We start from the raw sequence: 25,613 nt of genomic DNA on the forward strand, positions 1-25,613 counted from the left end.
GCGAGGGCGTTGAGGATGGCCAAACCTGATTTGAAAGACATCGAAGCCGCCGACAGGAAACCGCTCTGGCAGCGGCTCGGCTGGCTGGCAATGATCTGGGCCGGCAGTGTGCTGGCGCTATTTGTCGTCGCCAGCCTGATGCGGATGTTCATGAACGCCGCCGGCCTGACCACCCACTGATTTCCCTGTGGGGGCAAGCTTTGCTCCCACAGAAGACGATTTATTTGCGGGCTTTGAGGATCACGAATTTCGGGGTGGCGGCCACTTGCTCGACGCCCCGGAACAGCCGCGCCAGTTTGCTGTGGTAACCCAGGTGCCGGTTGCCGACGATGTACAGCGCGCCGCCGACGACCAGGGCTTCACGAGCCTGCTGAAACATGCGCCAGGCGAGGAAGTCGCCCACCACTTGCTGCTGGTGGAAAGGCGGGTTGCACAACACCACATCCAGTGATTGCGCCTCTTGCCCGGCCAGGCCGTCATCCGCCCGTAGGGTCACCTCGCGCTCGCCCAGGGCGGCTCGCCAGTTCTCGGCCGCCGATTGCACGGCCATGTACGACTCGTCCACCAGGGTGTAGTGGGCTTCAGGGTTCTGCAGGGCACTGGCGATTGCCAGCACGCCGTTGCCGCATCCCAGGTCCGCGACGTTGGCCGTACCGAGGTTTTTTGGCAGATGCGGCAGGAATGCTCGGGTGCCGATGTCCAGGCCTTCGCGGCAGAACACATTGGCGTGGTTGAGCAGTTCGATCTTCGGCTCGTCCAGCCAGTATCGGGTGGGGTAGGGCGATACGGCAGGGATTTTGGTGTCGGGTGTAGCGATCAGCAGACGAGCCTTTTTCACCGCCAGGCAGGCCTGCACCGGGCCGATGTAGCGCTCCAGCAAGTCACCGGCAGCCCGGGGCAGATGCTTGACCATCGCACCGGCAATCACCTGGGCCCCAGGGGCCAGTTGGCCTTGCAGGCGAATCAGTTGTTCTTCCAGCAGAGCCAGGGTTTTCGGCACTTTGATCAGCACGCGGTCGAAGGGCCCGGTCAACGGTTCGCTGGCCGGCAACGTCGGCACTGCATCGAAGGGCTGGCCGTTGCGCACCAGGTTTTTCTCCAGCGCTTGCAAGGCCAGGAACGAGTCGCTGCTGCTGATGACCTCAACCTTGCCGGCCAGGCTGGCCGCGAGGGCGCCGAAACCGTCATTGAGCACCAGAACCCGAGTCGCCGCGGCCGGTTGTTGTTCGGCCAGATACGCGAGCAGGTATTCATCGGCCGCGTCGAAGGCTTGCAGCGGTTCGTTCTGTTGTTCGGGTTGGCGGATCAGGTCGAGTTGGGCGAAGGGGCTGTCGAGCAAGGGCATGGCTGGGACTCTGGAAATCAACGAATGTCCCGCTGCCCGAGGCAGGTGTCTCAGCGGGACCGCCTGAATGAACTGCGCCGCGTGTAAGAAGTGGCATCATTCAAGTGGAGCCGTAAATGGTACGTTTTTTTGGTGCACATTACTCGCGGGTTTTTCAGCACCAGCGATGCCGCTCAGCTGTTCAGATCACGTGGATGTGGGCCGCCTTGGCCACTGCTGAAATTTTGTTGCTGACGTTCAGTTTTCGCATGCAACTGCAGACATGAAAATTCACGGTGCGTTCGGAAAGACAAAGAATTCGGCCCACTTCCGACGCGGTCTTCCCTTCGGCAGACCATCTCAATACTTCGATCTCTCTCGGTGACAAATGACATTTCTGCGTGATTGCGACGGCGTCAGACAATTTCTTGCTCGCCAGTGCATGCAATCGTTGACTGGCGAAGATGGCGTAGCCGAGATTTCCATAATGCTCCTCGATATCAATGGGGCAATGAGTCCGAGCGAGGCTGAACAGGCTGCAATGTGCACCCTGTTCGTCATGAACGGCTTGGGTCCAACCGTGTTTGAGTCCCTGTCGATTAAGTTCGCGCCATAACGTGGGTACTTGGGCAAAAACGTTTTCATTCCACAGAATGGGTAGGGGGGATTGATTGCAGTGTGCTATCACTGGGTCTTTCGTGGCGTATCCGTTTTGTTCATATAACCTGTCCCATCCATAAGGGTAATTATTCAGGTTCACTTTGCTGGTGTACTTATCGGGGCTCCCGGAATAGGCAGCAAATGCGCAGAATTCAAAGCCCTGATTATTAAAGAAATTGAGGACCAGACGATAGGCCGTCTGCAAGTCTTTCTCGCAGGATAATTTCCTAAGCTGTAAGTCCTTCCACTTGTCCATCGCTCTCTCCTGGGTTGACTCATCTGTGTGGATCTAATCCATGATGCAAAATCCAGTGTAGGACTATTCCTACTTTATACTTAGATTTTTTGCTTTTGCTTACAGAGTCTTTATTGAAGGAAACGCATTGTTTAGCTAATTGTTTTTACAGCTGATGTGTATTTGTACAACTTAAGTAGAGGATTAAAAGTGCTGGGGAGCACTTATGACTCAATGCCACCACTCACTGTCAGTGGTTAAGGTGCTCACTTTGCGGGACACTGTGATCCTTGTCTCATTGGAGTGGCTCATGACCGACAACACAGAGAAGTTCACCCGTCAAACCTTGCTCGACGTTCGACCGTTGACCCCTCATTTGTTTACGTTACGTACCACCCGGGATTGCGGCTTTCGTTTTCATGCAGGTCAGTTCGCCCGGCTGGGGGTCGCCAAAGCGGACGGCACTACCGTGTGGCGGGCGTACTCCATGGTGTCTTCGCCGTTCGACGAATTCCTCGAGTTTTTTTCCATCGTTGTTCCGGGGGGGGAATTCACCAGTGAACTCAGTCGTTTACAGCCAGGCGACAGCCTGTTGGTAGACCGCCACGCCTTCGGTTATCTGACGCTGGACCGTTTCGTTGACGGGCGGGATTTGTGGCTGTTGTCCACGGGGACGGGGGTTGCGCCGTTTCTATCGATTCTCCAGGATTTTGAAGCCTGGGAGAAATTCGAGCGGATCATCCTGGTGTACAGCGTGCGCGAGGCGCGGGAGCTGGCGTATCAGGACCTGATCAAAGAGTTGACTCAGCGCGACTATCTGGCCGGGTACGCTCATAAGTTTCGTTTCATTGCGACCGTCACCCGTGAGCAGCATCCGGATGCGCTCAGCGGGCGAATCACCGCGCTGATCGACAGTGGCGAGTTGGAACGGGCGGCGGCCGTCGAGCTGACGCCTGAGCATTCGCGGGTCATGCTGTGTGGCAACCCGCAAATGATCGACGACACGCGCAAGTTGCTCAAGACCCGGGGCCTGCAACTGAGCCTCACCCGTCGGCCAGGCCAGGTGGCGGTGGAGAACTACTGGTAAAAAAATGGCGTCCCAAGGACTCATGCTCGTCGCTATTTCGCTTGGCTGACCGGCATTGGCCCAAGGGTGCCGTTTTTAAGGCAGGCGTGTTCAGGGCCGTTCGTTCTGCGCCTTGAGCAGGTCGCGAATCTCGCCCAGCAGCAGTTCTTCCTTGGTCGGAACGGGCGGCAAACTGGGGGCTACGGCCTCTTCGCGCTTGAGGCGGTTGATGGCCTTCACGCCCATGAAAATGGCGAACGCCACGATGATGAAGTCGATGGTGCTCTGGATGAACTTACCGTAGGCCAGCATAACCGCAGGCGCATCACCTTGGGCGGCCTTGAGCGTGATGGCCAGGTCACTGAAGTCCACTCCACCGATCAGCAGGCCAATCGGTGGCATGACCACATCGCCAACAAATGACGAAACGATTTTGCCGAAAGCGGCACCGATGATGATCCCGACAGCCATGTCGACGACATTGCCTTTGACCGCGAAGGCCTTGAACTCGCTTAGCACGCCCATTGAGTTGTTCCTTGTGACAGATGAGATTGATACTGGCAGTGTAAATCAGTCAAATGCGTCCCGCTCGACATGTCTGCTTACAAAGCTTGCAGTTTATCGACCCGGCACCCAGCAAAAAGTTTACAAAGTGCCATCAATCGCGCGTGATACGCGGTTTCAGACCAATCCCCCACAACGTTTTTTCTATCAGAGCGGTACGGTATTTCTATTTAGGTTTTCCTTTTTCGAGCATTAGCCTCTGAAAGGCGCACATGGATGCGCTCTATAACATCAGAGGAAACGTCTATGAACACCTCCCTTGGCCGAGGGGCTTTTGCCCCCCGCCACGCTCTTGTTGTACTGACCGCTGGCCTGCTGTCCTTGTCCGTCAACGCTGCCACCCTGACTCGGGACAATGGTGCGGCGGTCGGTGACAACCAGAACTCGCAAACGGCGGGTCCCAATGGCCCGGCCCTGTTGCAAGACGTGCAACTGATCCAGAAGCTCCAGCGCTTCGACCGCGAGCGCATCCCCGAACGCGTGGTGCATGCCCGTGGTACCGGCGCCCATGGCACCTTCACGGTTTCCGACGACCTCAGCGACCTGACCAAGGCCAAGGTCTTCGCGGGTGGTCAGGTCACGCCGGTGTTTGTGCGTTTTTCTGCCGTGGTGCACGGCAATCATTCTCCGGAAACCCTGCGCGACCCCCGTGGTTTTGCCACAAAGTTCTACACCGCCGAGGGGAACTGGGATCTGGTGGGTAATAACTTCCCGACCTTTTTCATCCGCGATGCTATCAAGTTTCCAGACATGGTCCATGCGTTCAAACCCGACCCGCGGACCAACTTGGATGACGACTCGCGCCGTTTCGACTTCTTTTCCCATGTTCCGGAAGCCACCCGCACCCTGACCGAGTTGTATTCCAACTCCGGCACACCGGCCAGTTATCGTGAAATGGACGGTAATGGTGTGCATGCCTACAAGTTGGTCAATGCCAAGGGTGAAATTCACTATGTGAAGTTTCATTGGAAAAGTTTGCAGGGGCTGAAAAACCTCGATCCGAAAGAAGTCGTGAAAGTTCAGGGGCAAGATTACAGTCATATGACCAATGATCTGGTCAGTCATATTAATAAAGGCGATTTTCCGAAGTGGGATTTGTACGTTCAGGTTTTGAACCCACAAGACTTGGCCACGTTTGACTTCGATCCACTGGACGCGACCAAAATCTGGCCGGGCGTGCCTGAGCGCAAAGTCGGGCAGATGGTCTTGAACCGCAATCCGGCGAATGTTTTCCAGGAAACCGAACAGGTGGCGATGGCGCCGGCCAATCTGGTACCGGGTATCGAGCCTTCGGAAGATCGTTTGCTCCAGGGGCGAGTGTTTTCCTATGCCGATACGCAAATGTACCGGATAGGCGCCAATGCTTTGCAGCTGCCGATCAACGCCCCCAAGGTAGCGGTGAACAATGGTAACCAGGACGGCGCGATGAACCCGGGCAGCACCAGCACCGGGGTGAATTATCAGCCAAGCCGCCTGATGCAGCGTGAGGAGCAGCCAGCGGCACGCTACAGCCAGACGGCGCTGACCGGCAGTACGCAGCAGGCGAAGATCCAGCGCGAGCAGAACTTCAAGCAGGCCGGTGATCTGTACCGTTCGCTTAATCAGAAGGAGCGCAATGACCTGATCGAAAACTTCGGCGGCTCGTTGGCGACCACCGATGATGAGAGCAAACACATCATCCTGTCGTTCCTTTACAAGGCTGACCCGGAATACGGCACTGGCGTGGCCCGCGTTGCCAAAGGTGATCTGGCCCGGGTCAAGGCCCTGGCGGAAAAACTGAGCGACTGATCCACAGTCCGGCAAGTGCATAACCTGTGGGAGCAAAGCTTGTTCGCGAAGCAGACGCTGCGGTCTGAAGCCAGACCGAGTCGTCTGCTTCGCGGGCAAGCCATGCTCCCACAACCCAGCATCTACAGCCTTGCGCCAAGGAGACGTCATGCTGCGTAACTTCCTGTTTTCGATGCTCGCAACCTGGTCATTGAGCGTATGGGCCGATCAGCCTGTGCCCGCCGACCCGGCTGTTGTACAAGAACAGTTGCAAAATTATTATTTTGACGCCGCCCGTCGGGGCGATGTGCCGATGCTCGAGACCTTTATCGAGGCCGGTTATTCGCTCAATACCCAGGATGAAAAGGGTTACACCGCACTGATTCTGGCGGCGTACCACGGCCATGGCGATGCGGTGGAGCGGCTGCTGGCTGCCGGCGCCGATGCCTGCGCCCAGGACAAGCGCGGCAACACGGCGCTGATGGGCGCCATTTTCAAGGGCGAGGTGCAGATCGCGCGCCGTCTATTGTCCACCGATTGCAGCCCGGACCAGCGCAACGGTGCAGGACAGACCGCGGCGATGTACGCCGGCCTGTTCAAGCGCGCCGAGTTGCTCGATGCCCTGAAGGCCAAGGGCGCGGACCTGGAGGCCACGGATCCTTTGGGCAATACCGCGACGAATCTGGCCAATGGTGAAATCAGAATGCCGGTTGCGCGTTGATCCCTGGTGGTCTGTGCAGCTAGCTGGGCTATCATCGCGGTTTTTCTCCGGGAGTTCAGATGGCCAAGGCAAAGCGCATGTACGGCTGCACCGAGTGCGGCTCGACCTTTCCCAAATGGGCTGGCCAGTGCAGTGAATGCGGGGCCTGGAACACCCTGACCGAAACCATGGTGGAAAGTGGCGGCGCCGCGGCGCCCACCGGCCGTACGGGATGGGCCGGTCAGCAGGCGCAGATCAAGACCCTGGCTGAAGTCAGCGTTGAAGAGATTCCGCGTTTTTCCACCGGTTCCGGTGAACTGGATCGCGTACTGGGCGGTGGCCTGGTGGACGGTTCGGTGGTGCTAATCGGCGGGGACCCGGGCATCGGCAAATCCACCATCCTGCTGCAAACCTTGTGCAACCTCGCTACTCGCATGCCGGCGCTGTACGTCACGGGTGAAGAATCCCAACAGCAAGTCGCCATGCGGGCCCGACGGTTGGGGCTGCCCCAGGACCAGTTGCGGGTCATGACCGAGACCTGCATCGAAACCATCATCGCCACGGCTCGCCTGGAAAAACCCAAAGTCATGGTGATCGACTCGATCCAGACGATTTTCACCGAGCAGCTGCAATCGGCCCCGGGCGGCGTGTCCCAGGTGCGCGAAAGCGCGGCGTTGCTGGTGCGCTACGCCAAGCAGAGCGGCACGGCGATTTTCCTGGTGGGCCACGTGACCAAGGAAGGCGCGCTGGCGGGGCCGCGGGTGCTGGAGCACATGGTCGACACCGTGTTGTATTTCGAGGGGGAGTCCGATGGTCGCCTGCGTTTGTTGCGGGCGGTGAAGAATCGCTTTGGCGCCGTCAACGAACTGGGCGTGTTCGGCATGACCGACAAAGGGCTGAAAGAAGTCTCAAACCCTTCGGCGATCTTTCTGACGCGTGCCCAGGAAGAAGTGCCGGGCAGTGTGGTCATGGCGACGTGGGAAGGGACCCGTCCGATGCTGGTGGAAGTACAGGCGCTGGTGGATGACAGTCATCTGGCGAACCCGCGCCGGGTCACCCTGGGGCTGGATCAGAATCGGCTTGCCATGTTGTTGGCCGTCCTGCATCGACACGGTGGCATTCCTACTCACGACCAGGATGTTTTCCTCAACGTCGTCGGCGGGGTCAAGGTGCTGGAAACCGCCTCCGACCTGGCGCTGATGGCGGCGGTCATGTCCAGCCTGCGCAATCGTCCGTTACCCCATGATCTGCTGGTATTCGGCGAAGTCGGGCTGTCGGGCGAGGTCCGGCCGGTGCCCAGTGGCCAGGAGCGACTCAAGGAAGCGGCCAAGCACGGTTTCAGGCGCGCCATCGTGCCCAAGGGCAACGCGCCGAAGGAAGCCCCCCCGGGGTTGCAGATCATTGCCGTGACACGCCTGGAACAGGCGCTGGATGCGTTGTTCGAATAGCACCGTGATCTCAGATCTGAGGCCTGCTGCGCAGGCCAGCGGGAGCAAGCTCCCTCGCCACAGGGGCTTAGGGCTGTTCAGATCTGAATCAACGCCGCCAATTCCCGTTCCAGCTCATCGTTATCCGCCAGATTCAGCTCCACCAGCCGGCGCAGGTGCGCGATGGAGTCCAGGTCGATATGTTTGCAGACAAAACCCAAGTGCCCATGGTCGTCGTGAGTCAGCCGAACCTCCATCTTCACCTCGACCTCATTGCTCAGGTGGATGTCGGCAATGAAGGGTTCTTCGGGGTGACCGAGCCAGGGCTCGGGTTTTTCGATCAGCAGGCCCTTGAGGGACAGGTCCAGCAGTTTCACCGGCCAGGTGAATGAGCCCTGGCTCAGTTCGGTTTTGGCATGGAATTCGATTCGTACGAAGCGGCGGCGATCGCTCATCACGCATTCCCTCTGAAGATTCAATGACTATAGACCCAACTGATGCGTGATCGTCACCGTTCGGCTGGCGACAGACGAATGTCGGGTATGGCCTTTATGCTCGTTAGCGCTAAACTCCGGTGGCTATCTTTCTTGTCCACCCTGGCCGGAATATAAAAATGAAAAACAATAATAGCCTGCTACGCCACCTACCCTGGCTACTGCTGGCCGTCGTAGGAGCGTGCGCCCTGGGCGTCGTGGCCTTGCGCCGAGGCGAGGCGATTAACGCCCTCTGGATCGTCGTCGCAGCCGTGGCCATCTACCTGGTCGCCTACCGCTACTACAGCCTCTTCATCGCCAACAACGTGATGCAACTCGATGCGCGCCGGGCCACCCCCGCCGTGCTCAACAACGATGGCCTGGACTATGTCCCGACCAACAAACACATTCTGTTCGGCCACCACTTCGCGGCCATTGCCGGTGCGGGGCCGCTGGTCGGGCCGGTGTTGGCGGCGCAGATGGGCTACCTGCCCGGCACGCTCTGGCTGATCGCCGGTGTGGTACTGGCCGGTGCGGTGCAGGACTTCATGGTCCTGTTCCTGTCCACCCGCCGCAACGGTCGCTCCCTGGGCGACATGGTCCGTGAAGAAATGGGCCGCATCCCCGGGACCATTGCGCTGTTCGGCTGCTTCCTGATCATGATCATCATCCTCGCGGTGCTGGCGCTGATCGTGGTCAAGGCCCTGGCCGAGAGCCCGTGGGGCATCTTCACGGTGATGGCGACCATCCCGATTGCGATGTTCATGGGCATTTACATGCGCTACATCCGCCCGGGCCGCATCGGTGAAATCTCGCTCATCGGCGTGCTGTTGCTGCTGGGCTCGATCTGGCTGGGCGGGCAGATTGCCGCCGACCCGGTCTGGGCCAAGGCCTTCAGCTTCACCGGGATCCAGATCACCTGGATGCTGATCGGCTATGGCTTTGTCGCCGCGGTGCTGCCGGTGTGGCTGATCCTGGCGCCACGGGACTACCTGTCGACCTTCCTCAAGATCGGCACCATCATCGCCCTGGCCATCGGCATCCTGGTGACCATGCCCGAGCTGAAAATGCCGGCGCTGACCCAGTTCACCGACGGTACGGGACCTGTGTGGAAGGGCGGGCTGTTCCCGTTCCTGTTCATCACCATCGCCTGCGGCGCGGTCTCGGGGTTCCATGCGCTGATCTCGTCGGGCACCACGCCCAAGCTCTTGGATAACGAAACCAACGCCCGCTACATCGGTTACGGCGGCATGCTGATGGAGTCCTTCGTGGCGATCATGGCCATGGTCGCCGCGTCGGTGATCGAGCCAGGCGTGTACTTCGCCATGAACAGCCCGGCGGCCATCGTCGGCGGTGACGTGGTGGCCGTGGCGCAGACTGTCAGCAGCTGGGGCTTTGCAATCACCCCCGAGGCGCTGCAAGCGGTGGCCAAGGACATCGGCGAAACCACCGTCCTGGCCCGTGCCGGCGGTGCGCCGACCCTGGCGGTCGGGATCGCGCAGATCCTGCACTCGGTGCTGCCGGGTGAGAACACCATGGCGTTCTGGTACCACTTCGCGATCCTCTTCGAGGCGCTGTTCATCCTCACTGCGGTGGACGCCGGCACCCGTGCCGGGCGGTTCATGCTGCAGGACTTGTTGGGCTCGTTCGTGCCGTCGCTCAAACGCACCGAATCCTGGCCGGCGAACCTGATCGCCACCGCCGGTTGTGTGGCGCTGTGGGGCTATCTGCTGTATCAGGGCGTGATCGATCCGCTGGGCGGCATCAACACCTTGTGGCCGCTGTTCGGCATCTCCAACCAGATGCTGGCCGGTATCGCCCTGATGCTCAGCACCGTGGTGCTGATCAAGATGAAGCGCCAGCGCTACATCTGGGTCACGCTGCTGCCGGCGGCCTGGCTGCTGATCTGCACCACCACGGCGGGCCTGATCAAGCTGTTCGACGCCAACCCGGCGATCGGCTTCCTGGCCCTGGCGCGCAAATACAACGATGCCCTGGCCGCCGGCCAGATCCTGGCTCCGGCCAAGAACATCGAGCAGATGCAGCACGTGGTGTTCAACGCCTACACCAACGCAACGCTGACGGTGTTGTTCCTGTTCGTGGTCTTCAGCATCCTGTTCTACGCGCTCAAGGTCGGCATCGCCGCCTGGGGCACGAAGGAACGCACGGATAAAGAAGCGCCATTCCAGGCCTTGCCGGACGCCTGAATCGAGGATTGCAACGATGTTCAATGACTTGAGTCGCCTCGGTAAATACCTCGGTCAGGCCGCGCGCCTGATGGTCGGCATGCCCGACTACGACAATTACGTCGAGCACATGCAAACCAAACACCCGGACAAACCGCTGATGGACTACGAGGCGTTCTTTCGGGAACGCCAGGAGGCCCGTTACGGCGGCAAGGGTGGGCCCAAGTGTTGTTGAAGTGAGGTAATCCCCTGTGGGAGCGGGCTTGCTCGCGAAGGCGTTGGGTCAGTGGCATTGATGTTGACTGACACACCGCCTTCGCGAGCAAGCCCGCTCCCACAGTTGTTTTGTGTGCTTCTTTAATTTCTAAACAGGAGATTCAGTTTGACCTCTCCCATCCCGGTCACCATCCTCAGCGGCTTCCTCGGTGCCGGCAAGACCACGCTGTTGCGCCATCTGCTCAAGGCCGAGCACGGCCTGAAAATCGCCGTGATTGAAAACGAATTCAGCGATGCCGGTATCGACACCCAGCTGCTGGGCGACGAGCCGGTGCAAGTCATGACCCTGGCCAACGGCTGTGTGTGCTGCACCATCCACACGGACCTGACCAAAGCCTTGTATTTGTTGCTCGAACGGCTGGACAGCGGCGAGATCGCCTTCGACCGCCTGGTGATCGAGTGCACCGGCCTCGCCGACCCGGCCCCGGTGGCCCAAACTTTCTTCATCGACGAGGACTTGCGCGAGCGCTACATCCTCGACGGGATTCTGACCCTCGTGGATGCCGCTCACGCCGAGCTCCACCTGAGCCAAGCCATCGCCCAGGCCCAGGTCGGGTTTGCCGACCGCCTGCTCTTGAGCAAGACCGATCTGGTGGACGCTGCCCATGTCCAAGCCCTTGGCGAGCGCCTGACTCGCATCAACCGGCGGGCGCCCATTCGGGTGGTCGAACACGGCAAGATCGACCTGGCCGAACTGCTCGACATCCGCGGGTTCAATCTCAATGCCGACCTGGGCGCCGGGTTCAGCTTACGACCGGTCGGCAAGGCAACCACGGGTGATCGCATCAGCAGCCTCGTGCTTCGTACCGATAAATCGCTGGATATCGATAAACTCAGCGAGTTCATGAACCAGTTGCTGGAAGAGCACGGCAAGCAGTTGCTGCGCTACAAGGGCGTGCTGAACATCGCGGGCGAATCCCGTCGGCTGGTGTTCCAGGGCGTGCTCAAGCTGTACGGTTTTGATTGGGACACCGAATGGGCTCCAGGCGAAGCCCGGGAAAGCGTGATCGTATTCATTGCCGATGAGCTGCCGGAAGAGAAAATCCGCGCAGGCTTCGAGGCTGCGCTACTTTGACGTCCCGGTGTCTGCGCCTTTTCCCTGAATCCATTGGTACCTCCTGAAGAAAAGTCAGAAGGTGTAAACCTTATTCAGGACGAGACAAGCGCATGAAAAAGGCCCGCATCTTTCGATGCGGGCCTTTTTTAACAGCGGTTTAGCGGGCTTATTAAGCGCCGTATACCGGCAGCTTCTTGCAGATAGCCTTGACCTTCTCACGAACGGCGTCGATCACCGCTTCGTTGTTCAGGTCGGCCAGGATGTCGCAGATCCAGCCGGCCAGTTCCTTGCACTCGGCTTCCTTGAAGCCGCGGGTGGTCACGGCTGGGGTGCCGAAGCGCAGGCCGGAGGTGACGAACGGGGAGCGTGGGTCGTTTGGCACCGAGTTCTTGTTCACGGTGATGAACGCCTTGCCCAGCGCCGCGTCAGCGTCTTTGCCGGAGATGTCTTGCTTGATCAGCGACAGCAGGAACAGATGGTTTTCGGTACCGCCGGAGACCACGTCGAAGCCGCGCTCGATGAACACGCCGGCCATGGTCTTGGCGTTTTTCACCACTTGCTGCTGATAAGCCTTGAACTCAGGTTGCAGCGCTTCCTTGAAACAGATCGCCTTGGCTGCGATCACGTGCTCCAGCGGGCCACCCTGGGCGCCCGGGAATACGGCGGAGTTCAGCTTTTTCTCGATGTCGGCATTGGCGCGAGCCAGGATCAGGCCGCCACGTGGACCGCGCAGGGTCTTGTGGGTAGTGGTGGTGACCACGTCGGCGAACGGCACCGGGTTCGGGTAGACGCCAGCGGCGACCAGGCCCGCTACGTGAGCCATGTCCACGAACAGGTAAGCACCGACCTTGTCGGCGATTTCACGGAAACGCGGGAAGTCGAGGATCTGCGAGTAGGCAGAGAAACCGGCCACGATCATTTTCGGCTTGTGCTCGACGGCCAGGCGCTCGACTTCGTCGTAATCGATCAGGCCGTTGCCGTCGATGCCGTACTGGATGGCGTTGTACAGCTTGCCGGAGGACGAAACGCTGGCGCCGTGGGTCAGGTGACCGCCGTGGGCCAGGCTCATGCCCAGGATGGTGTCACCGGCCGACAGCAGCGCCAGGTAGACGGCGGCGTTGGCTTGGGAGCCCGCGTGCGGCTGGACGTTGGCGTAATCGGCGCCGAACAGTTCTTTGGCGCGGTCGATGGCCAGTTGCTCGACCACGTCGACGAACTCGCAACCGCCATAGTAGCGCTTGCCTGGGTAGCCTTCGGCGTACTTGTTGGTCAGTACCGAGCCTTGAGCTTCCATCACCGCGGGGCTTGTGTAGTTTTCCGAAGCGATCAGCTCAATGTGCTCTTCCTGGCGCTGAGCTTCTTGCTCCATGGCGGCAAAGAGATCGGCGTCGTACTTGGCAATAGTCAAATCACGGCTGAACATGGCGGTCCTCAAGGATCGGGGGCAGAAAAGGGGGGCATTCTACCCCAACCGCTTTTGGAAGGCATATGAAAGGACGTCATGTCGCGGACGAATGGGATTCACACAAGAGGGGCGGTGCCTGTGCCGGCCTCATCGCGGGCACAGACAGTACAAGGCCTCAGTCAAGCATGAACAGCGCATCATTGCTGAACTGCGCTTCAAACCGGTTAGCCGGCATCGGGCGGCCGAACAGGTAGCCCTGGACTTCGTCGCAGCCATGTTCGCGCAAGAAGTCCAGTTGCTCGTGGGTTTCGACGCCCTCGGCGATCACCGCCAGGTTCAGGCTGTGGGCCATGGCGATGATCGCCCTAGCGATCTGGGCATCCTGTTCGCCGGACGGCAGGCCATCGACAAAAGTACGGTCGATCTTCAGCACGTCGATGGGGAATTGCTTGAGGTAGTTGAGCGACGAATAGCCGGTGCCGAAGTCATCCACCGCGATGCTCAGGCCCAGGTTTTTCAGGCCGGCCAGAATCTGCATCGCCTCGCTGACCTCGCGCATCAGAATACTTTCCGTCAGTTCCAGCTCCAGGCAGGCCGGCGGCAAGCCCGTGCTGCGCAGGATATTGGCGATGCGCGTGCCGAGCTGGCCGTCGGAGAACTGCCGGGCCGAAATGTTGACCGAGACCTTTGGCACCCGGACCTTGGCCTGGTGCCAGGTCTTGAGCTGGCGACAGGCTTCACTGATGACCCAGTCGCCGACATCCACCACCAGACCGAGCTCTTCGAGTACCGGGATGAAGTCCCCCGGCGGCACCAAACCACGGCGCGGATGCCGCCAGCGCAGCAGGGCTTCGGCGCCAGTCAAACGTTTGCCATCGCCGCTAAACTGCGGCTGGTAATACAGCACGAACTCGTTCTGCTCCAGGGCATGGCGCAGGTCGCTTTCCAGTTCCAGCCGTTCCAGGGCGCTGGCGTTCATGTCGGCCTGATAGAACTGGAAGTTGTTTTTGCCGCGCTCCTTGGCGTGATACATGGCCGTGTCGGCGTTCTTCATCAACTGGCTCAGCTCGTTGCCATCCTGGGGGCTCAGGGCGATACCGATACTGGCGGTGACGAAGAACTCCCGACCTTCGAGCACAAATGGCCGGACCAGGCTGGCGAGGATCTGCTCGGCTACGGTAATCGCCCGGTTCAGCGCCATTTCCCGGCTGGCGCGGGGTTGCAGCAGCAGGGTGAACTCGTCGCCGCCCATGCGCGCCACGGTGTCGTCATCGGCCACGCAACCCAGCAGCCGCGTGGCCATTTCCTTGAGCATTCGGTCGCCGGCGGCGTGGCCCAGTGAGTCGTTGATCGGCTTGAAGCGGTCCAGGTCGAGGAACATCAGCACCACCCAGTTCTTCTGCCGCTCGGCCGATTGCAGCGCGGTGTGCAGGCGATCCTGGAACAGCGTGCGATTGGGCAGATGGGTCAGGGCGTCGTAATAGGCCAGGCGATGAATGCGCTGCTCGCTGGCCTTGCGTTCGCTGATGTCGCTGAAGAAACACACGTAGCTGGCCAGGTCGCCTTCATCGTCCAGCACCGCCGTGATACCGACCCAGGCCGGGTAGTGCTCGCCATTGCGACGCTTGAGCCAGACTTCGCCTTCCCAGGTGCTGTGCTGTTGCAACTGTTTGAGCACATAGCGCAGGTGGGCTTCCTGCTGCTCGTCCACGGTCAGCATGTTGGGCAACTGGTCCAGCACTTGCGACACCGCATAACCGCTGACGCGGCTGAAGGCTTCGTTGGCCTGGACGATGTAGCCGGCCGGGTCGGTGATCAGGATCGCCGAAGTCGAATGCTCGAATACCGTGGCGGCCATGCGCAGATCTTTTTCGGCGCGCCGCTGCTGGCTGATGTCGCGGCCTACGCCGAGCACACCTTCGAATGCGCCGTGCTCATCCCACACCAGCACCAGCCGCAGCTCGATGGGGATCTTGCGCCCGTCGGCACGCAGGCAGTCGAACAGAAACAGCTGGGTCTGCATCTGGTTGCGCAGCTCGGCCAGTTGCTCGGGCTTGTCGAGGGCCTTGCTGACCTGGTCCATCAGGGTGTAGATGCCGGTCAGTTGCTGCGGGTTGGCGATGGTCGATTGCCAGCCGTTCTGGAAGATCCAGTCGGCGGTGTAGCCCAGTACTGCTTGTACAGATGGGCTGACATAGTTGAGCGAGAACTTGTTGTCGGTGGAGAAAATCACGTCGCTGATGCTTTCGGCGAGCATCCGGTAGCGTTGTTCGCTGTCGCGCAGCGATTCGCTGGCCTCAATCTGCTCGGTGATGTCCTTGGCCACGCCGATGATCCGCGTCACTTGGTCGTGCCGGTCCCGGGCCAGGGCTTGTTCACGAATGTCGAAACGCCGCCATTTGCCGTTGCGATGACGAAAGCGCAGCTGACATTGCAGCAGTTTCAAATACCCGGCCTGCCGTTGTTCCTGGCGCAGGCTGTGGTAGTGATCGGCGTCGTCGCTGTGCAGCAGGATTTCCCAGAAGTACTCGCCCATCTGCTGCAGCTCGGTGCGATCGTAGCCCAGGGTGTGGCCCAGGTGATGGTTGCTGAAGATCATTCGCTGGCTGATGACGTCTTGCACGTAGAGATGATCCGGCACCGTGCGCACCACGTCGGACCAGAAGCCTTCGCGCTCGAGCAGCGAGAGTTCGATCAGCTTGCGACTGGTGATGTCGCTGATGCTCAGGATGACGGCGTTATAGTTCTGCAGTGTTTCGGGCAGGCGCAGTACCAGCCACAGATGCTGATCGCGGCCATGGGCGTCCTGGAGCTTGATTTCCAGTTCCAGCTGTTTGTGCTGGTCGAGCAGCGCTTGGAGCAGTTTCGAGCCTACGGGGTTGCTGTCCTCAGGGCCCTTGCCGACCAGCAAGTGCCAGGCCTGTTCGCAAGAGTCGACGTTGAGCAGCTTCAACGCCATCTGATTGACTTCGGTGACGTGAACTTCCTGGCGCAGTTGTTCGAGCTGGTGTGGGTCTTCTACCCAGGCGCGCAACTGTTCGCCACTGTGCAGGCCGGCCTTTTCAAAGAAGGCCTTGAGCCCCGACAGATCAAGCACGCACAGGGCCACGCCGGTGCCTTCGAAAATATCCTGGTAGCGACGACGACCTTCATGCAACTGGCGCTGGCGCCGGCGCATGCTCAGGAGTGCGATCACCGGCAGTAACGAAAACGCCAGGCCCAGCAGGCATTTGCCGATGAAGGCCGGCAGCAGTTGCTCGATCACCTGACGTCGGTCGAACAACCCACGCAGTTGCCAGTCGCTGCTGCTCAAGGGCACGGTCAGCACGGTGTTGCTCAGGTCATCCGGGGACAGACGGGTAGGGCTGGCCGAAGGCAGGCTTTCGTCGCGGCTGATAATTTGCTGGTTGAGACGGTTTTCCACCAGCCACAGCGGGCGCAAGCCCGTATCGGCTTGCTTGGTCAGGGTCAAGAAAAAGTTCGGGGTCAGACGCAGAACCCAGTAACCGCGGGTGCTGCCGGCGGCCTGGTGCAATAGCAGATGCACCACGGAGCCGTCTTCGGCATTGCTGAAATAGTAGGCCTGGGCACGGCTGCGACGCACCAGTTCGCCCAGATAGTCGGCGTCCTTGCTCTGGGCGGCGCTGTCACTGAGCACTTTGCCGGAAGGGCTCAGCAGCGCCAGGCTGCGCAGTTCAGGCAGCGATTGCTGGAGTTTGCGCAACAGGGCCTGCTGTTCGTCGGCACTTTGCGGTTGTTCGACGATCGGTAGCAGGTTGAGGGCGATTTGCGCGTTCAGGGCCATGTTCAGGCTGACTTGCGCGGCCAGATCGGCGGTATAGTCGATGGTGTACTGGCGTTGTTGCTGTTGGGTTTCGCGCAACTGGTCGAGCAACTGCCAGAAAAGTAAGCCGAGCAACAGCAGCACCAAAGTAGCCAGCGCACCCTTCAATGTTCCACGCAGGGGCGAGCCGGGCACAGCTGCCGGTGCGCGTGGGGACAGGGTCGGCGTGACTTTGGACAAGCTGTAATCCTGCAGTTTGCTGGACTGGCGCAAGGTGCACTATAAGCCGGACATCCGACGGACGGCTAGCATGCCTTGACTTGTGGCAAAGTGCCAGCCCTTGGTGGCTGGACCTTGACCGACGGTTGAGGTAGCTTTGCCGGTCAAACAAGAGCGTTCCAGCTCCAGATCCCCAGGCTTTATCTGCCCCAGGCGTTGATGACCATCAAGTGCCTGCGCAGCGCATGGCCTGGGTCGTTCTTTTCACCTGTCACTGACGCTAGGTTCACCATGGCTCAATACGTCTTCACCATGCATCGGCTGAGCAAAGTTGTTCCGCCGAAGCGGGAAATCCTGAAAAACATTTCACTCTCGTTCTTCCCTGGCGCCAAGATCGGCGTGCTGGGCCTCAACGGTTCGGGTAAATCCACGCTGCTGAAAATCATGGCCGGCGTCGACAACGAATTCGACGGCGAGGCCCGTCCGATGCCGGACCTGAATATCGGCTACCTGCCTCAGGAGCCTCAGTTGGACCCGACCAAGACCGTACGTGAAGTGGTCGAGGAAGCGGTCAGCGTGATCAAGGACGCCCAGGCGCGCTTGGACGAGGTCTATGCCGCCTACGCCGAGCCGGATGCCGATTTCGACAAGCTCGCCGCCGAACAGGCCAAACTCGAAGCGATCCTGCAGGCCAGTGATGGTCACAACCTGGACCGTCAGTTGGAAGTCGCTGCCGATGCGCTGCGCCTGCCAGCCTGGGACGCGAAGGTCGAACACTTGTCCGGCGGTGAAAAACGCCGCGTGGCCCTGTGCCGCTTGCTGCTGTCCGCGCCGGACATGCTGCTGCTCGACGAACCGACCAACCACCTGGACGCCGATTCCGTCGCCTGGCTCGAACACTTCCTGCACGATTTCCCGGGCACCGTGGTTGCGATCACGCACGACCGTTACTTCCTGGACAACGTCGCTGGCTGGATCCTGGAGCTCGACCGCGGCGCGGGTATTCCGTACGAGGGCAACTATTCGGGTTGGCTGGAAGCCAAATCCGATCGTCTGGCCCAGGAATCCAAGCAGCAGTCGGCCCATGAAAAAGCCATGAAGGAAGAACTGGAGTGGGTGCGCAAAGGCGCCAAGGCCCGCCAGTCCAAATCCAAGGCACGTCTGCAACGCTTCGAGGAAATGCAGTCCCAGGAATTCCAGAAGCGCAGCGAAACCAACGAGATCTACATTCCGGCCGGTCCACGCCTGGGTGACAAGGTCATCGAATTCAAGAACGTCACCAAGGGCTATGGCGACCGCGTGCTGATCGACAACCTGTCGTTCTCCATGCCAAAAGGCGCCATCGTCGGCGTGATCGGTGGTAACGGTGCGGGTAAATCCACGTTGTTCCGCATGCTGATGGGCAAGGAAACACCGGATTCGGGCAGCATCGAAATCGGCGAAACCGTGCAGTTGGCCTGCGTCGACCAGAGCCGCGAAGACCTGGACGGCAGCAAGACCGTGTTCCAGCAGATTTCCGACGGTTCCGACCAGATCCGCATCGGCAACTATGAAATCCCGTCGCGCACTTACGTCGGCCGCTTCAACTTCAAGGGCGGGGACCAGCAGAAGTTCGTCAAGGACTTGTCCGGTGGTGAGCGCGGTCGCTTGCACCTGGCGCTGACCTTGAAGGAGGGCGGCAACGTCCTGCTGCTCGACGAACCGTCCAACGACCTTGACGTCGAAACCCTGCGTTCCCTGGAGGAGGCCCTGCTGGACTTCCCGGGCGCCGCCATTGTGATCTCCCACGATCGGTGGTTCCTCGACCGCGTGGCGACCCACATCCTGGCGTACGAAGACGACTCGCAAGCGGTGTTCTTCGAAGGCAACTACACCGAGTACGAAGCCGATCGCAAGAAACGCCTCGGCGAAGCCGCTGCCCAGCCACACCGCGTACGGCACAAGAAACTGGCCTGATTCGTGGTGAGTTGAATAAAAACGGAGCCTTTGAAAGGCTCCGTTTTTTTATGGGCGCCATCCTACTGTGGGAGCGGGCTTACGTGGGCACGGCGAAATCGAGTGAGAGCATGTTGGGAAGGGTTGGAGCAATCTGATACAGCAAGGCATAGCCTACGCCCGATATTCCCGTCAGCAGGCTGATGTCGGGAACTGATTGCGCCGGGCAGAGAAATTAGTTGAGCGCTATCGCAACTACCTCGATGGCGAGATCTCCCACCGGTCGTTCCCAGATCACCTCATCCCCAGCCTTCGCTCCCAGCAACGCCTGACCCAATGGCGAACCCCAGTTGATCAGCCCACTGGCTGCATCGGCCTGGTCTTCACCCACCAATTGCACCCGCTGCTCGTGATCCTGATCGTCGACGAAGGTTACCCAGTGCCCGATTCGCACTTGATCGGATGAAGTCGGCGTAACGACGTGTGCGCTTTGCAGGCGTTGGTTGAAATACCGCAGGTCCCGTTCAATGTCCGCGATACGTTGCTTGTCCGCTTGATCGCCCTTGTCCGACTGCTGGCTACGCAACGCCTGCAACTCGGCGACTCGGCGACTCGGCCCTGTAATTGGACGAAACCGGCGGGCGTGACGTAATTGGGTTGCGCACTGACCTGGCGTTCGACCGGCTGATCGGCCTGGGCTGCGGCGTTGTCTTCGTTGACGAAGGCGCGACTCATGGCATTGCTCCTCTATTGGAGTTTGGGCCATGGTCGCAGGCTTTTGGTTTCGACGGATGTCTGTTCGCGACTCACTGCGAACGATAAGCCCGGGCGGCGCCTCGATCCTTTTCTTGCTGCCAGGCTCGTTCGCGCTCGTCCCAATGACGTTCGCGGTAGGCGTCCCGGTCCTCGCTTTCACGCATGGCCTGGCATTGACGAAAGCCATCGCTCCAGCCTTCGGCATAGCGTGCGTCCTTGAGGTAACGTGGCACGTCTTTCCTGAATTGGCCGGAGATCACACCGGCCGCTTGCCGGCCGCTGCTGCAACCGTCATCGAACCCATCGGCGAATGCCGGTGGATAACCTCGGGCGATCAGCTCTTCGTGGGTGGTTTCACAGCCGCCGAGCAACAGCAACACACCCAATACCACTACCGCGCGCCTCATCTTGCCTTCCTGCTGAATCCACTTATCCAAAAGTTTAGAAGTGGATTCGTCAGGCGGGTGTGAAAGCGCTGTGATTAATCTGTTCGCGGCTTATGGGCGTGCGCATCACTCGGTCAATAGTGGTACCACTTGACCTCTAGCATCACTTCATTTTCTGGAGAGGCCAGGTGGCTGAACTCCCGTTGGGCGCTCAGGCGCAGGCCGAGGTTGCGGGACAATTCCCACTGTTGATTCAGGCTCAGACTGCGGCGCACTTCGCCGTTGATGAAATAGTCGCCCTTGGCTTCCAGGCTCAGGTTGCCCAGCGGGTTTTTCCACAGCACACCGCTGTTGAACCCGGTGGCAGGGGCGATGAACTGGGCGAAGTCGTTGTTGTGTTCGACCCGCACCGTGCCCAGGGCAAAGCCCAGTACGTCTTCGCCCAGGGCCCAAGTCCCACCGGCCCCGCCGTTGACGTGGCTGACCAGCGTTTCATCGTCATGCTTGCCCGGCACCCGCTCCAGACCGCCGGTGACCTGCCAGGACAGCGGCTGCAGCAGCTCGTTGCGCGGGGTCAGGGAGCGAATGGTCGCCAGGTCCAGTTGCTGTAACTGCCAGTCATTGCCTTCGTACTGGCGCAGCTTCAATTGCAGGATTTCGATCTGTGCCCCCAGCGGGAAACTCTCGGCGTTGTCATTGAGGTCGTGATAGGCCATGCGCAGGCCATACTCGCCGAACGCCCGGTCGCCCCGTGTGCCGAGACCGGCCTGCCAGGTGCGCGACTCGTGGCCATCCTCGGGCAGGCCCGGACGTGGAATGTCGAGTTCCGGCGCGGGGTTCTGGTTGATCGCTCGCAACAGTTCGAAACTGCGCTGGGCGCGTTGCGGGTCACGTTCCTGGCCGTTGGCACGATAGCGCTCCAGGCGGTAGGCCGCATCGATGATCAGCGCCTGGCGCCCGCGCGGTAATGCCTTGAATCCAGGCGTTTGCAGTTGTTGCTGATCGGCGCTGACTTTCAGCACCCATTGTTGTTCATCGTCGGTGAGCGGTTCGGCGCGGCTGAGCAGTTCCCGTTCACGGGACGGTCGATATTCGATGCTCTCCACCAACCCGGCTTCTTTCACGGCTTTGACGGTGTCGGTGGGAATCGCCGTCAGCGGGAATTGTTCGGTCAGGCGCAGGCTGGGCCGGGCCACTTGCAGCAATTCGAGCAGGCGATAGGAGCAGTTTTCGTCGAAGAAAAAATAGTCGAACTGAATCTGCTTGAGTTCCCAGACGTGTTCAACCATGCGCTCGGTTTCCGCCTGGCTCAGATTGAGGCGGTATTCCCACAAGTCGCGGTTCTCCAGGCTACGGTACTCGGAGAGTTTTTCCTGGTATGGCACCAGGGCGAACAGGCCGGGATACCCGCCCATCAAGCCTTTCCAGGCGTAGAGAATGCTGTTGTCCGAGCCTTCGATGTAGGCGCCGAAATTGATCGCATAGCTGAGCAGGGCAGTCTTGTCGCTTTGCACATCGGCCTGGTCGATGCGCAGCAGGGTATGGCCAAACATCGAAGAAGGGCTGTTCAGGTAGGCGGCCGGGAAAATCAACACCGCGCTGTGGGGCGCTACATCCTTGAACCATTGGGTGAATTCGCTGCAGTTGACCGCCGGCAGATCCGTCAGGTTGAGCTGCGCCTTCAGCCAGCGTGTACGTGCCGGATACACGCATTGGGCGTGCTGCTGGCCGGCGCTGGCCGGGCCGTACAGTGCTTGTAGCGTGGCGGTCAGTTCACGGTCGGGGTGTGCATTGCCGTCGGGCGCGAGAAAGAATTTTTTGTCGCTGATATAGCTGCGCCAGCCGCCGAGCTTGGCGGTTTCGTAATGGCCCAGGGAAATCCAGAATCGGTCATTGGCCAGTTGCTGCAAACGTTGAGGGTCGACATGAGGCGCGGCGGACAGCGGAGCGCACACACAGAGCGCCAGCCAGGCAAGGCGTTTGAGCATAGTCAGCTACTTGGAAAGTCGAAAATAAAGACCGAAAGGGGCCCCAAAAAGAAAAACCCGCTCCCCGGGAGGAGCGAGTGTTGTCGAGCTTAAGCTTGAGTCGCGTACTTGGCCAGGCGAGGGTCGCTTTTGAGTACGGCCAGGGTATTGGTATGCACGTCTTCTGCGGTCACGTCAGCCTTGCTGAAGATCTGCTGGAAGTGCTCGTGGGTGACAGCAGCGAAATGCTCGCGATCTTGCGGCGCTACGCCCAGTACCACGGCGTAGGTGGTCAGCGCTTCGCCCTGACCCTTGGCCATGTCTTCGGACAGCTCGTTCATCATGCCGTTCATGGCCAGCCAGGACTTGCCACCGTAGGTCAGTGCCGCGTTGGTCGAGCAGCCGTTGGTGCCGGACGTCATGCCGAAGGTGGCGTTGCCAGAAGTGCCGTTGGTGGTGGATGCCAGGAAGTGAGCCGGAGTGCCACGCTGACCTTCGAACAGCATATTGCCCCAGCCGCAATCCGGGCCGCCCGGTGCCTGAGCCATGGCGTTAATGGATACAGCGGTGAAGAGAGTACCGAGAAGAATCCGTTTCATAGCTATGTTCTCTTGTATGTGCATACCAATGGACAGGGTCTGGCCCCTACAGCTGCCAGTGGGCCGGTTATTGTTCCAGCCGCGCAATTTGGAGTTTAGGCACGATCCAAGGGTTCCGTGACTTTTTGCACAAACATTGCTTTAACTCACTCATTTACGGGCCAGCGCTCCAGGTTTGCCCCTCGACTATGCTTTGGCCTGAGGCGCTCCTTGCCAGTCAGGTACAGGCAGCGCCAGAATGCCGCTATCTGCCCCGCCTGATGTAAGGAAGCCCGATGCCTGATCCTGTTGCTGCCAGCTTGCGTCTAGCGCCCGAAGCGCTGACCCGTCCGTTTTCCGCTGAACAGTTCAGCTTCTCTACCACCAATGATCTGGAGCCCTTCCGCGGTGTGCTTGGCCAGGAACGTGCGGTCGAAGCCTTGCAGTTCGGCGTGGCCATGCCACGCCCCGGTTACAACGTATTTGTCATGGGTGAGCCCGGCACCGGCCGGTTCTCGTTCGTCAAACGCTATCTCAAGGCCGAAGGCAAGCGCCTGCAGACCCCGGCGGATTGGGTCTACGTCAACAATTTCGATGAGCCCCGCGAACCCCGTGCCCTGGAGCTGCCGTCGGGCACTGCCGGTGCTTTCATCGCCGACATCAATGGCCTGATCGACAACCTGCTGGCGACCTTTCCGGCGGTGTTCGAGCACCCGTCCTACCAGCAGAAAAAAAGCGCCATCGACCGCGCCTTCAACCAGCGCTATGACCGCGCCCTCGATGTGATCGAGCGCCTGGCGTTGGAAAAGGATGTCGCGCTGTACCGTGACAGCAGCAACATCGCCTTCACGCCGATGAGCGAAGGCAAGGCTCTGGATGAGGCGGAATTCGCCCAACTGCCAGAGGCCGAGCGCGAGCGTTTCCATGAAGACATTTCCGGTCTGGAAGAGCGCCTGAACGAAGAACTCGCCAGCCTGCCGCAGTGGAAGCGCGAGTCCAGCAACCAGTTGCGCCAGCTCAACGAAGAAACCATCACCCTGGCCCTGCAGCCCTTGCTGGCGCCGCTGTCGGAGAAGTACGCGGAGAACGCGGCAGTCTGCGGTTATTTGCAAGCGATGCAGGTCTATTTGCTCAAGACCGTGGTCGAGCAGCTGGTGGACGACAGCAAGACTGACGCCATCGCCCGCAAGCTGCTGGAGGAGCAATACGCCCCGAGCCTGGTGGTGGGGCATCCGTCCAGCGGTGGCGCGCCGGTGGTATTTGAGCCGCACCCCACCTACGACAACCTGTTTGGGCGCATCGAATACAGCACCGATCAAGGCGCGCTCTACACCACGTATCGGCAGCTGCGACCGGGTGCCTTGCACCGGGCCAACGGCGGTTTCCTGATCCTTGAAGCAGAAAAAATGCTCGGCGAGCCGTTCGTGTGGGATGCGCTCAAGCGGGCGCTGCAATCGCGCAAGCTGAAAATGGAATCGCCGCTGGGCGAGCTGGGCCGACTGGCCACGGTGACCCTGACGCCGCAGCACATTCCGTTGCAGGTCAAGGTTGTGATCATCGGTGCCCGCCAGCTCTACTACGCCTTGCAGGACCTGGATCCGGACTTCCAGGAAATGTTTCGCGTGCTGGTGGACTTCGACGAAGACATCCCGATGGGGGACGAGAGCCTGGAGCAGTTCGCCCAGTTGCTCAAGACCCGTACTTCGGAAGAGGGCATGGCCCCGCTGACCGCCGATGCGGTCGCGCGCCTGGCCACTTACAGTGCTCGTCTGGCCGAACACCAGGGCCGCTTGTCGGCGCGTATCGGCGATCTGTTCCAATTGGTCAGCGAGGCGGATTTCATTCGTCAACTGGCCAGTGACGAGATGACCGACGCCGGCCACATCGAACGCGCCCTCAAGGCCAAGGCCACCCGTACCGGGCGCGTCTCGGCGCGGATCCTCGACGATATGCTGGCGGGGATCATCCTGATCGACACCGACGGCGCAGCCGTGGGCAAGTGCAACGGGTTGACGGTGCTGGAGGTGGGCGACTCGGCGTTCGGTGTGCCGGCGCGGATTTCCGCCACGGTGTACCCGGGCGGCAGTGGCATTGTCGACATCGAACGGGAGGTCAACCTTGGCCAGCCGATCCACTCCAAGGGTGTGATGATTCTCACCGGTTACCTGGGCAGTCGTTATGCCCAGGAATTCCCGCTGGCGATTTCGGCCAGTATCGCCCTGGAGCAGTCCTACGGTTATGTGGATGGCGACAGCGCATCCCTCGGGGAGGCTTGTACGCTGATTTCGGCTTTGTCGAAGACGCCGTTGAAGCAGTGCTTCGCCATTACCGGCTCGATCAACCAGTTCGGTGAAGTGCAGGCGGTGGGCGGGGTCAACGAGAAGATCGAAGGCTTCTTCCGCCTCTGCGAAGCCCGTGGGCTGACCGGCGAGCAAGGGGCGATCATTCCCCAGGCCAACGTTGCTACCCTGATGCTCGACGAGAAAGTGCTGGCTGCCGTGCGAGCCGGGCTGTTCCACGTCTATGCGGTGCGCCAGGCCGACGAAGCCCTGAGCCTGCTGGTGGGTGAGCCTGCCGGTGAGCCGGATGAAAACGGTGAGTTCCCGGAGGGCAGCGTCAACGCCCGCGTGGTGGAGCGGCTGCGGGTGATCGCGGAGATGATCAGCGAAGACGACATCAAGGAAGCGGAGAAGGAATTGGCGCAGCAGGCATTGATGGAGGCCAAACCGGCCTGATGTTTTTCGGTTTCCCTGCCATTCCAATGTGGGCGCGAGCAAGCTTGCTCCCACATTGGGTTGGCGGTGATGCTTTTAAGGGGATTATCCCGGGAGGTGCCGCCACCTTGGCG

19 protein-coding genes and 1 pseudogene are annotated in these 25,613 nt (G+C 60.2%); 10 read left to right on the forward strand and 10 right to left on the reverse strand.

Annotated elements, in window-relative coordinates:
• Positions 1-15 precede the first annotated feature (15 nt).
• The gene (locus ACA047_RS04225) at positions 16-180 is read left to right on the forward strand and encodes a DUF2474 domain-containing protein (protein WP_497356961.1); all 165 of its coding nucleotides are present in this window, start codon (positions 16-18) and stop codon (positions 178-180) included.
• A 40-nt stretch (positions 181-220) separates the two neighbouring features.
• Here the strand turns inward: ACA047_RS04225 and ACA047_RS04230 are convergent, their stop codons facing one another.
• Both ACA047_RS04230 and ACA047_RS04235 read right to left on the reverse strand, forming a co-directional pair.
• Positions 221-1,345 carry a methyltransferase gene (locus ACA047_RS04230; RefSeq protein WP_497356963.1) on the reverse strand — a complete coding sequence of 375 codons (1,125 nt, stop codon included), beginning with the start codon at positions 1,343-1,345 and terminating at the stop codon, positions 221-223.
• Between the two features lie 181 nt (positions 1,346-1,526).
• On the reverse strand, positions 1,527-2,240 hold the full coding sequence (locus tag ACA047_RS04235; RefSeq protein ID WP_497356965.1) for an autoinducer binding domain-containing protein: 714 nt from the start codon (positions 2,238-2,240) through the stop codon (positions 1,527-1,529).
• Positions 2,241-2,529: 289 nt separating this feature from the next.
• Here ACA047_RS04235 and ACA047_RS04240 point away from each other — a divergent pair, with 289 nt between their 5' ends.
• Positions 2,530-3,306 carry a ferredoxin--NADP reductase gene (locus ACA047_RS04240; RefSeq protein ID WP_497356967.1) on the forward strand — a complete coding sequence of 259 codons (777 nt, stop codon included), beginning with the start codon at positions 2,530-2,532 and terminating at the stop codon, positions 3,304-3,306.
• Positions 3,307-3,396: 90 nt separating this feature from the next.
• Here ACA047_RS04240 and mscL read toward each other — a convergent pair whose 3' ends face one another.
• Positions 3,397-3,810 carry a large-conductance mechanosensitive channel protein MscL gene (gene mscL / locus ACA047_RS04245; protein ID WP_497356969.1) on the reverse strand — a complete coding sequence of 138 codons (414 nt, stop codon included), beginning with the start codon at positions 3,808-3,810 and terminating at the stop codon, positions 3,397-3,399.
• A gap of 285 nt (positions 3,811-4,095) precedes the next feature.
• On the opposite strand from mscL, the gene ACA047_RS04250 reads away from it, so the two are divergent.
• From ACA047_RS04250 to radA, 3 genes are all read left to right on the forward strand, one after another.
• Positions 4,096-5,637 carry a catalase gene (locus ACA047_RS04250; protein ID WP_497356971.1) on the forward strand — a complete coding sequence of 514 codons (1,542 nt, stop codon included), beginning with the start codon at positions 4,096-4,098 and terminating at the stop codon, positions 5,635-5,637.
• Between the two features lie 172 nt (positions 5,638-5,809).
• The gene (locus tag ACA047_RS04255) at positions 5,810-6,337 is read left to right on the forward strand and encodes an ankyrin repeat domain-containing protein (protein ID WP_497360220.1); all 528 of its coding nucleotides are present in this window, start codon (positions 5,810-5,812) and stop codon (positions 6,335-6,337) included.
• Positions 6,338-6,396: 59 nt separating this feature from the next.
• Positions 6,397-7,764 (forward strand): DNA repair protein RadA, encoded by a 1,368-nt coding sequence (radA, locus tag ACA047_RS04260; RefSeq protein ID WP_497356973.1) that lies wholly within the window; start codon positions 6,397-6,399, stop codon positions 7,762-7,764.
• 77 nt (positions 7,765-7,841) lie between these two features.
• Here radA and ACA047_RS04265 read toward each other — a convergent pair whose 3' ends face one another.
• Positions 7,842-8,198, reverse strand: a complete 357-nt coding sequence (locus ACA047_RS04265; RefSeq protein ID WP_497356975.1) for a PilZ domain-containing protein — start codon at positions 8,196-8,198, stop codon at positions 7,842-7,844.
• Between the two features lie 158 nt (positions 8,199-8,356).
• Between ACA047_RS04265 and ACA047_RS04270 the strand changes: the two genes are divergently transcribed.
• The 3 genes from ACA047_RS04270 to yjiA all read left to right on the forward strand — a co-directional run bounded on the left by ACA047_RS04270 (position 8,357) and on the right by yjiA (position 11,753).
• Positions 8,357-10,423 (forward strand): carbon starvation CstA family protein, encoded by a 2,067-nt coding sequence (locus tag ACA047_RS04270; protein ID WP_497356977.1) that lies wholly within the window; start codon positions 8,357-8,359, stop codon positions 10,421-10,423.
• A 16-nt stretch (positions 10,424-10,439) separates the two neighbouring features.
• Entirely contained in the window at positions 10,440-10,637 is a 198-nt protein-coding gene (locus ACA047_RS04275; protein WP_003201656.1) for a YbdD/YjiX family protein, read from the forward strand.
• A gap of 147 nt (positions 10,638-10,784) precedes the next feature.
• Positions 10,785-11,753 carry a GTPase gene (gene yjiA, locus ACA047_RS04280; protein WP_497356979.1) on the forward strand — a complete coding sequence of 323 codons (969 nt, stop codon included), beginning with the start codon at positions 10,785-10,787 and terminating at the stop codon, positions 11,751-11,753.
• Positions 11,754-11,904: 151 nt separating this feature from the next.
• Here the strand turns inward: yjiA and glyA are convergent, their stop codons facing one another.
• Positions 11,905-13,158 (reverse strand): serine hydroxymethyltransferase, encoded by a 1,254-nt coding sequence (gene glyA / locus ACA047_RS04285; protein WP_497356981.1) that lies wholly within the window; start codon positions 13,156-13,158, stop codon positions 11,905-11,907.
• A 157-nt stretch (positions 13,159-13,315) separates the two neighbouring features.
• Positions 13,316-17,164, reverse strand: a complete 3,849-nt coding sequence (locus tag ACA047_RS04290) for a sensor domain-containing protein (RefSeq protein WP_497356983.1) — start codon at positions 17,162-17,164, stop codon at positions 13,316-13,318.
• A gap of 270 nt (positions 17,165-17,434) precedes the next feature.
• Between ACA047_RS04290 and ettA the strand changes: the two genes are divergently transcribed.
• Positions 17,435-19,099: an energy-dependent translational throttle protein EttA gene (gene ettA / locus ACA047_RS04295; protein ID WP_123344840.1), complete on the forward strand. Its 1,665-nt coding sequence runs from the start codon at positions 17,435-17,437 to the stop codon at positions 19,097-19,099.
• 214 nt (positions 19,100-19,313) lie between these two features.
• Here the strand turns inward: ettA and ACA047_RS04300 are convergent.
• The 4 genes and pseudogenes from ACA047_RS04300 to ACA047_RS04315 all read right to left on the reverse strand — a co-directional run bounded on the left by ACA047_RS04300 (position 19,314) and on the right by ACA047_RS04315 (position 22,786).
• Positions 19,314-19,813, reverse strand: a pseudogene (locus ACA047_RS04300) (GreA/GreB family elongation factor).
• Positions 19,814-19,884: 71 nt separating this feature from the next.
• A complete protein-coding gene (locus ACA047_RS04305) occupies positions 19,885-20,241 on the reverse strand; it encodes a hypothetical protein (protein WP_497356985.1) in 357 nt (118 codons plus the stop codon).
• A gap of 113 nt (positions 20,242-20,354) precedes the next feature.
• On the reverse strand, positions 20,355-22,208 hold the full coding sequence (locus ACA047_RS04310) for an Lnb N-terminal periplasmic domain-containing protein (RefSeq protein ID WP_497356987.1): 1,854 nt from the start codon (positions 22,206-22,208) through the stop codon (positions 20,355-20,357).
• Between the two features lie 89 nt (positions 22,209-22,297).
• The gene (locus tag ACA047_RS04315) at positions 22,298-22,786 is read right to left on the reverse strand and encodes a DUF3015 domain-containing protein (protein WP_497356989.1); all 489 of its coding nucleotides are present in this window, start codon (positions 22,784-22,786) and stop codon (positions 22,298-22,300) included.
• A 275-nt stretch (positions 22,787-23,061) separates the two neighbouring features.
• On the opposite strand from ACA047_RS04315, the gene ACA047_RS04320 reads away from it, so the two are divergent.
• The gene (locus tag ACA047_RS04320; protein WP_497356991.1) at positions 23,062-25,500 is read left to right on the forward strand and encodes a Lon protease family protein; all 2,439 of its coding nucleotides are present in this window, start codon (positions 23,062-23,064) and stop codon (positions 25,498-25,500) included.
• Positions 25,501-25,613 lie beyond the last annotated feature (113 nt).

This window comes from Pseudomonas sp. LBUM1664, from assembly GCF_059695895.1.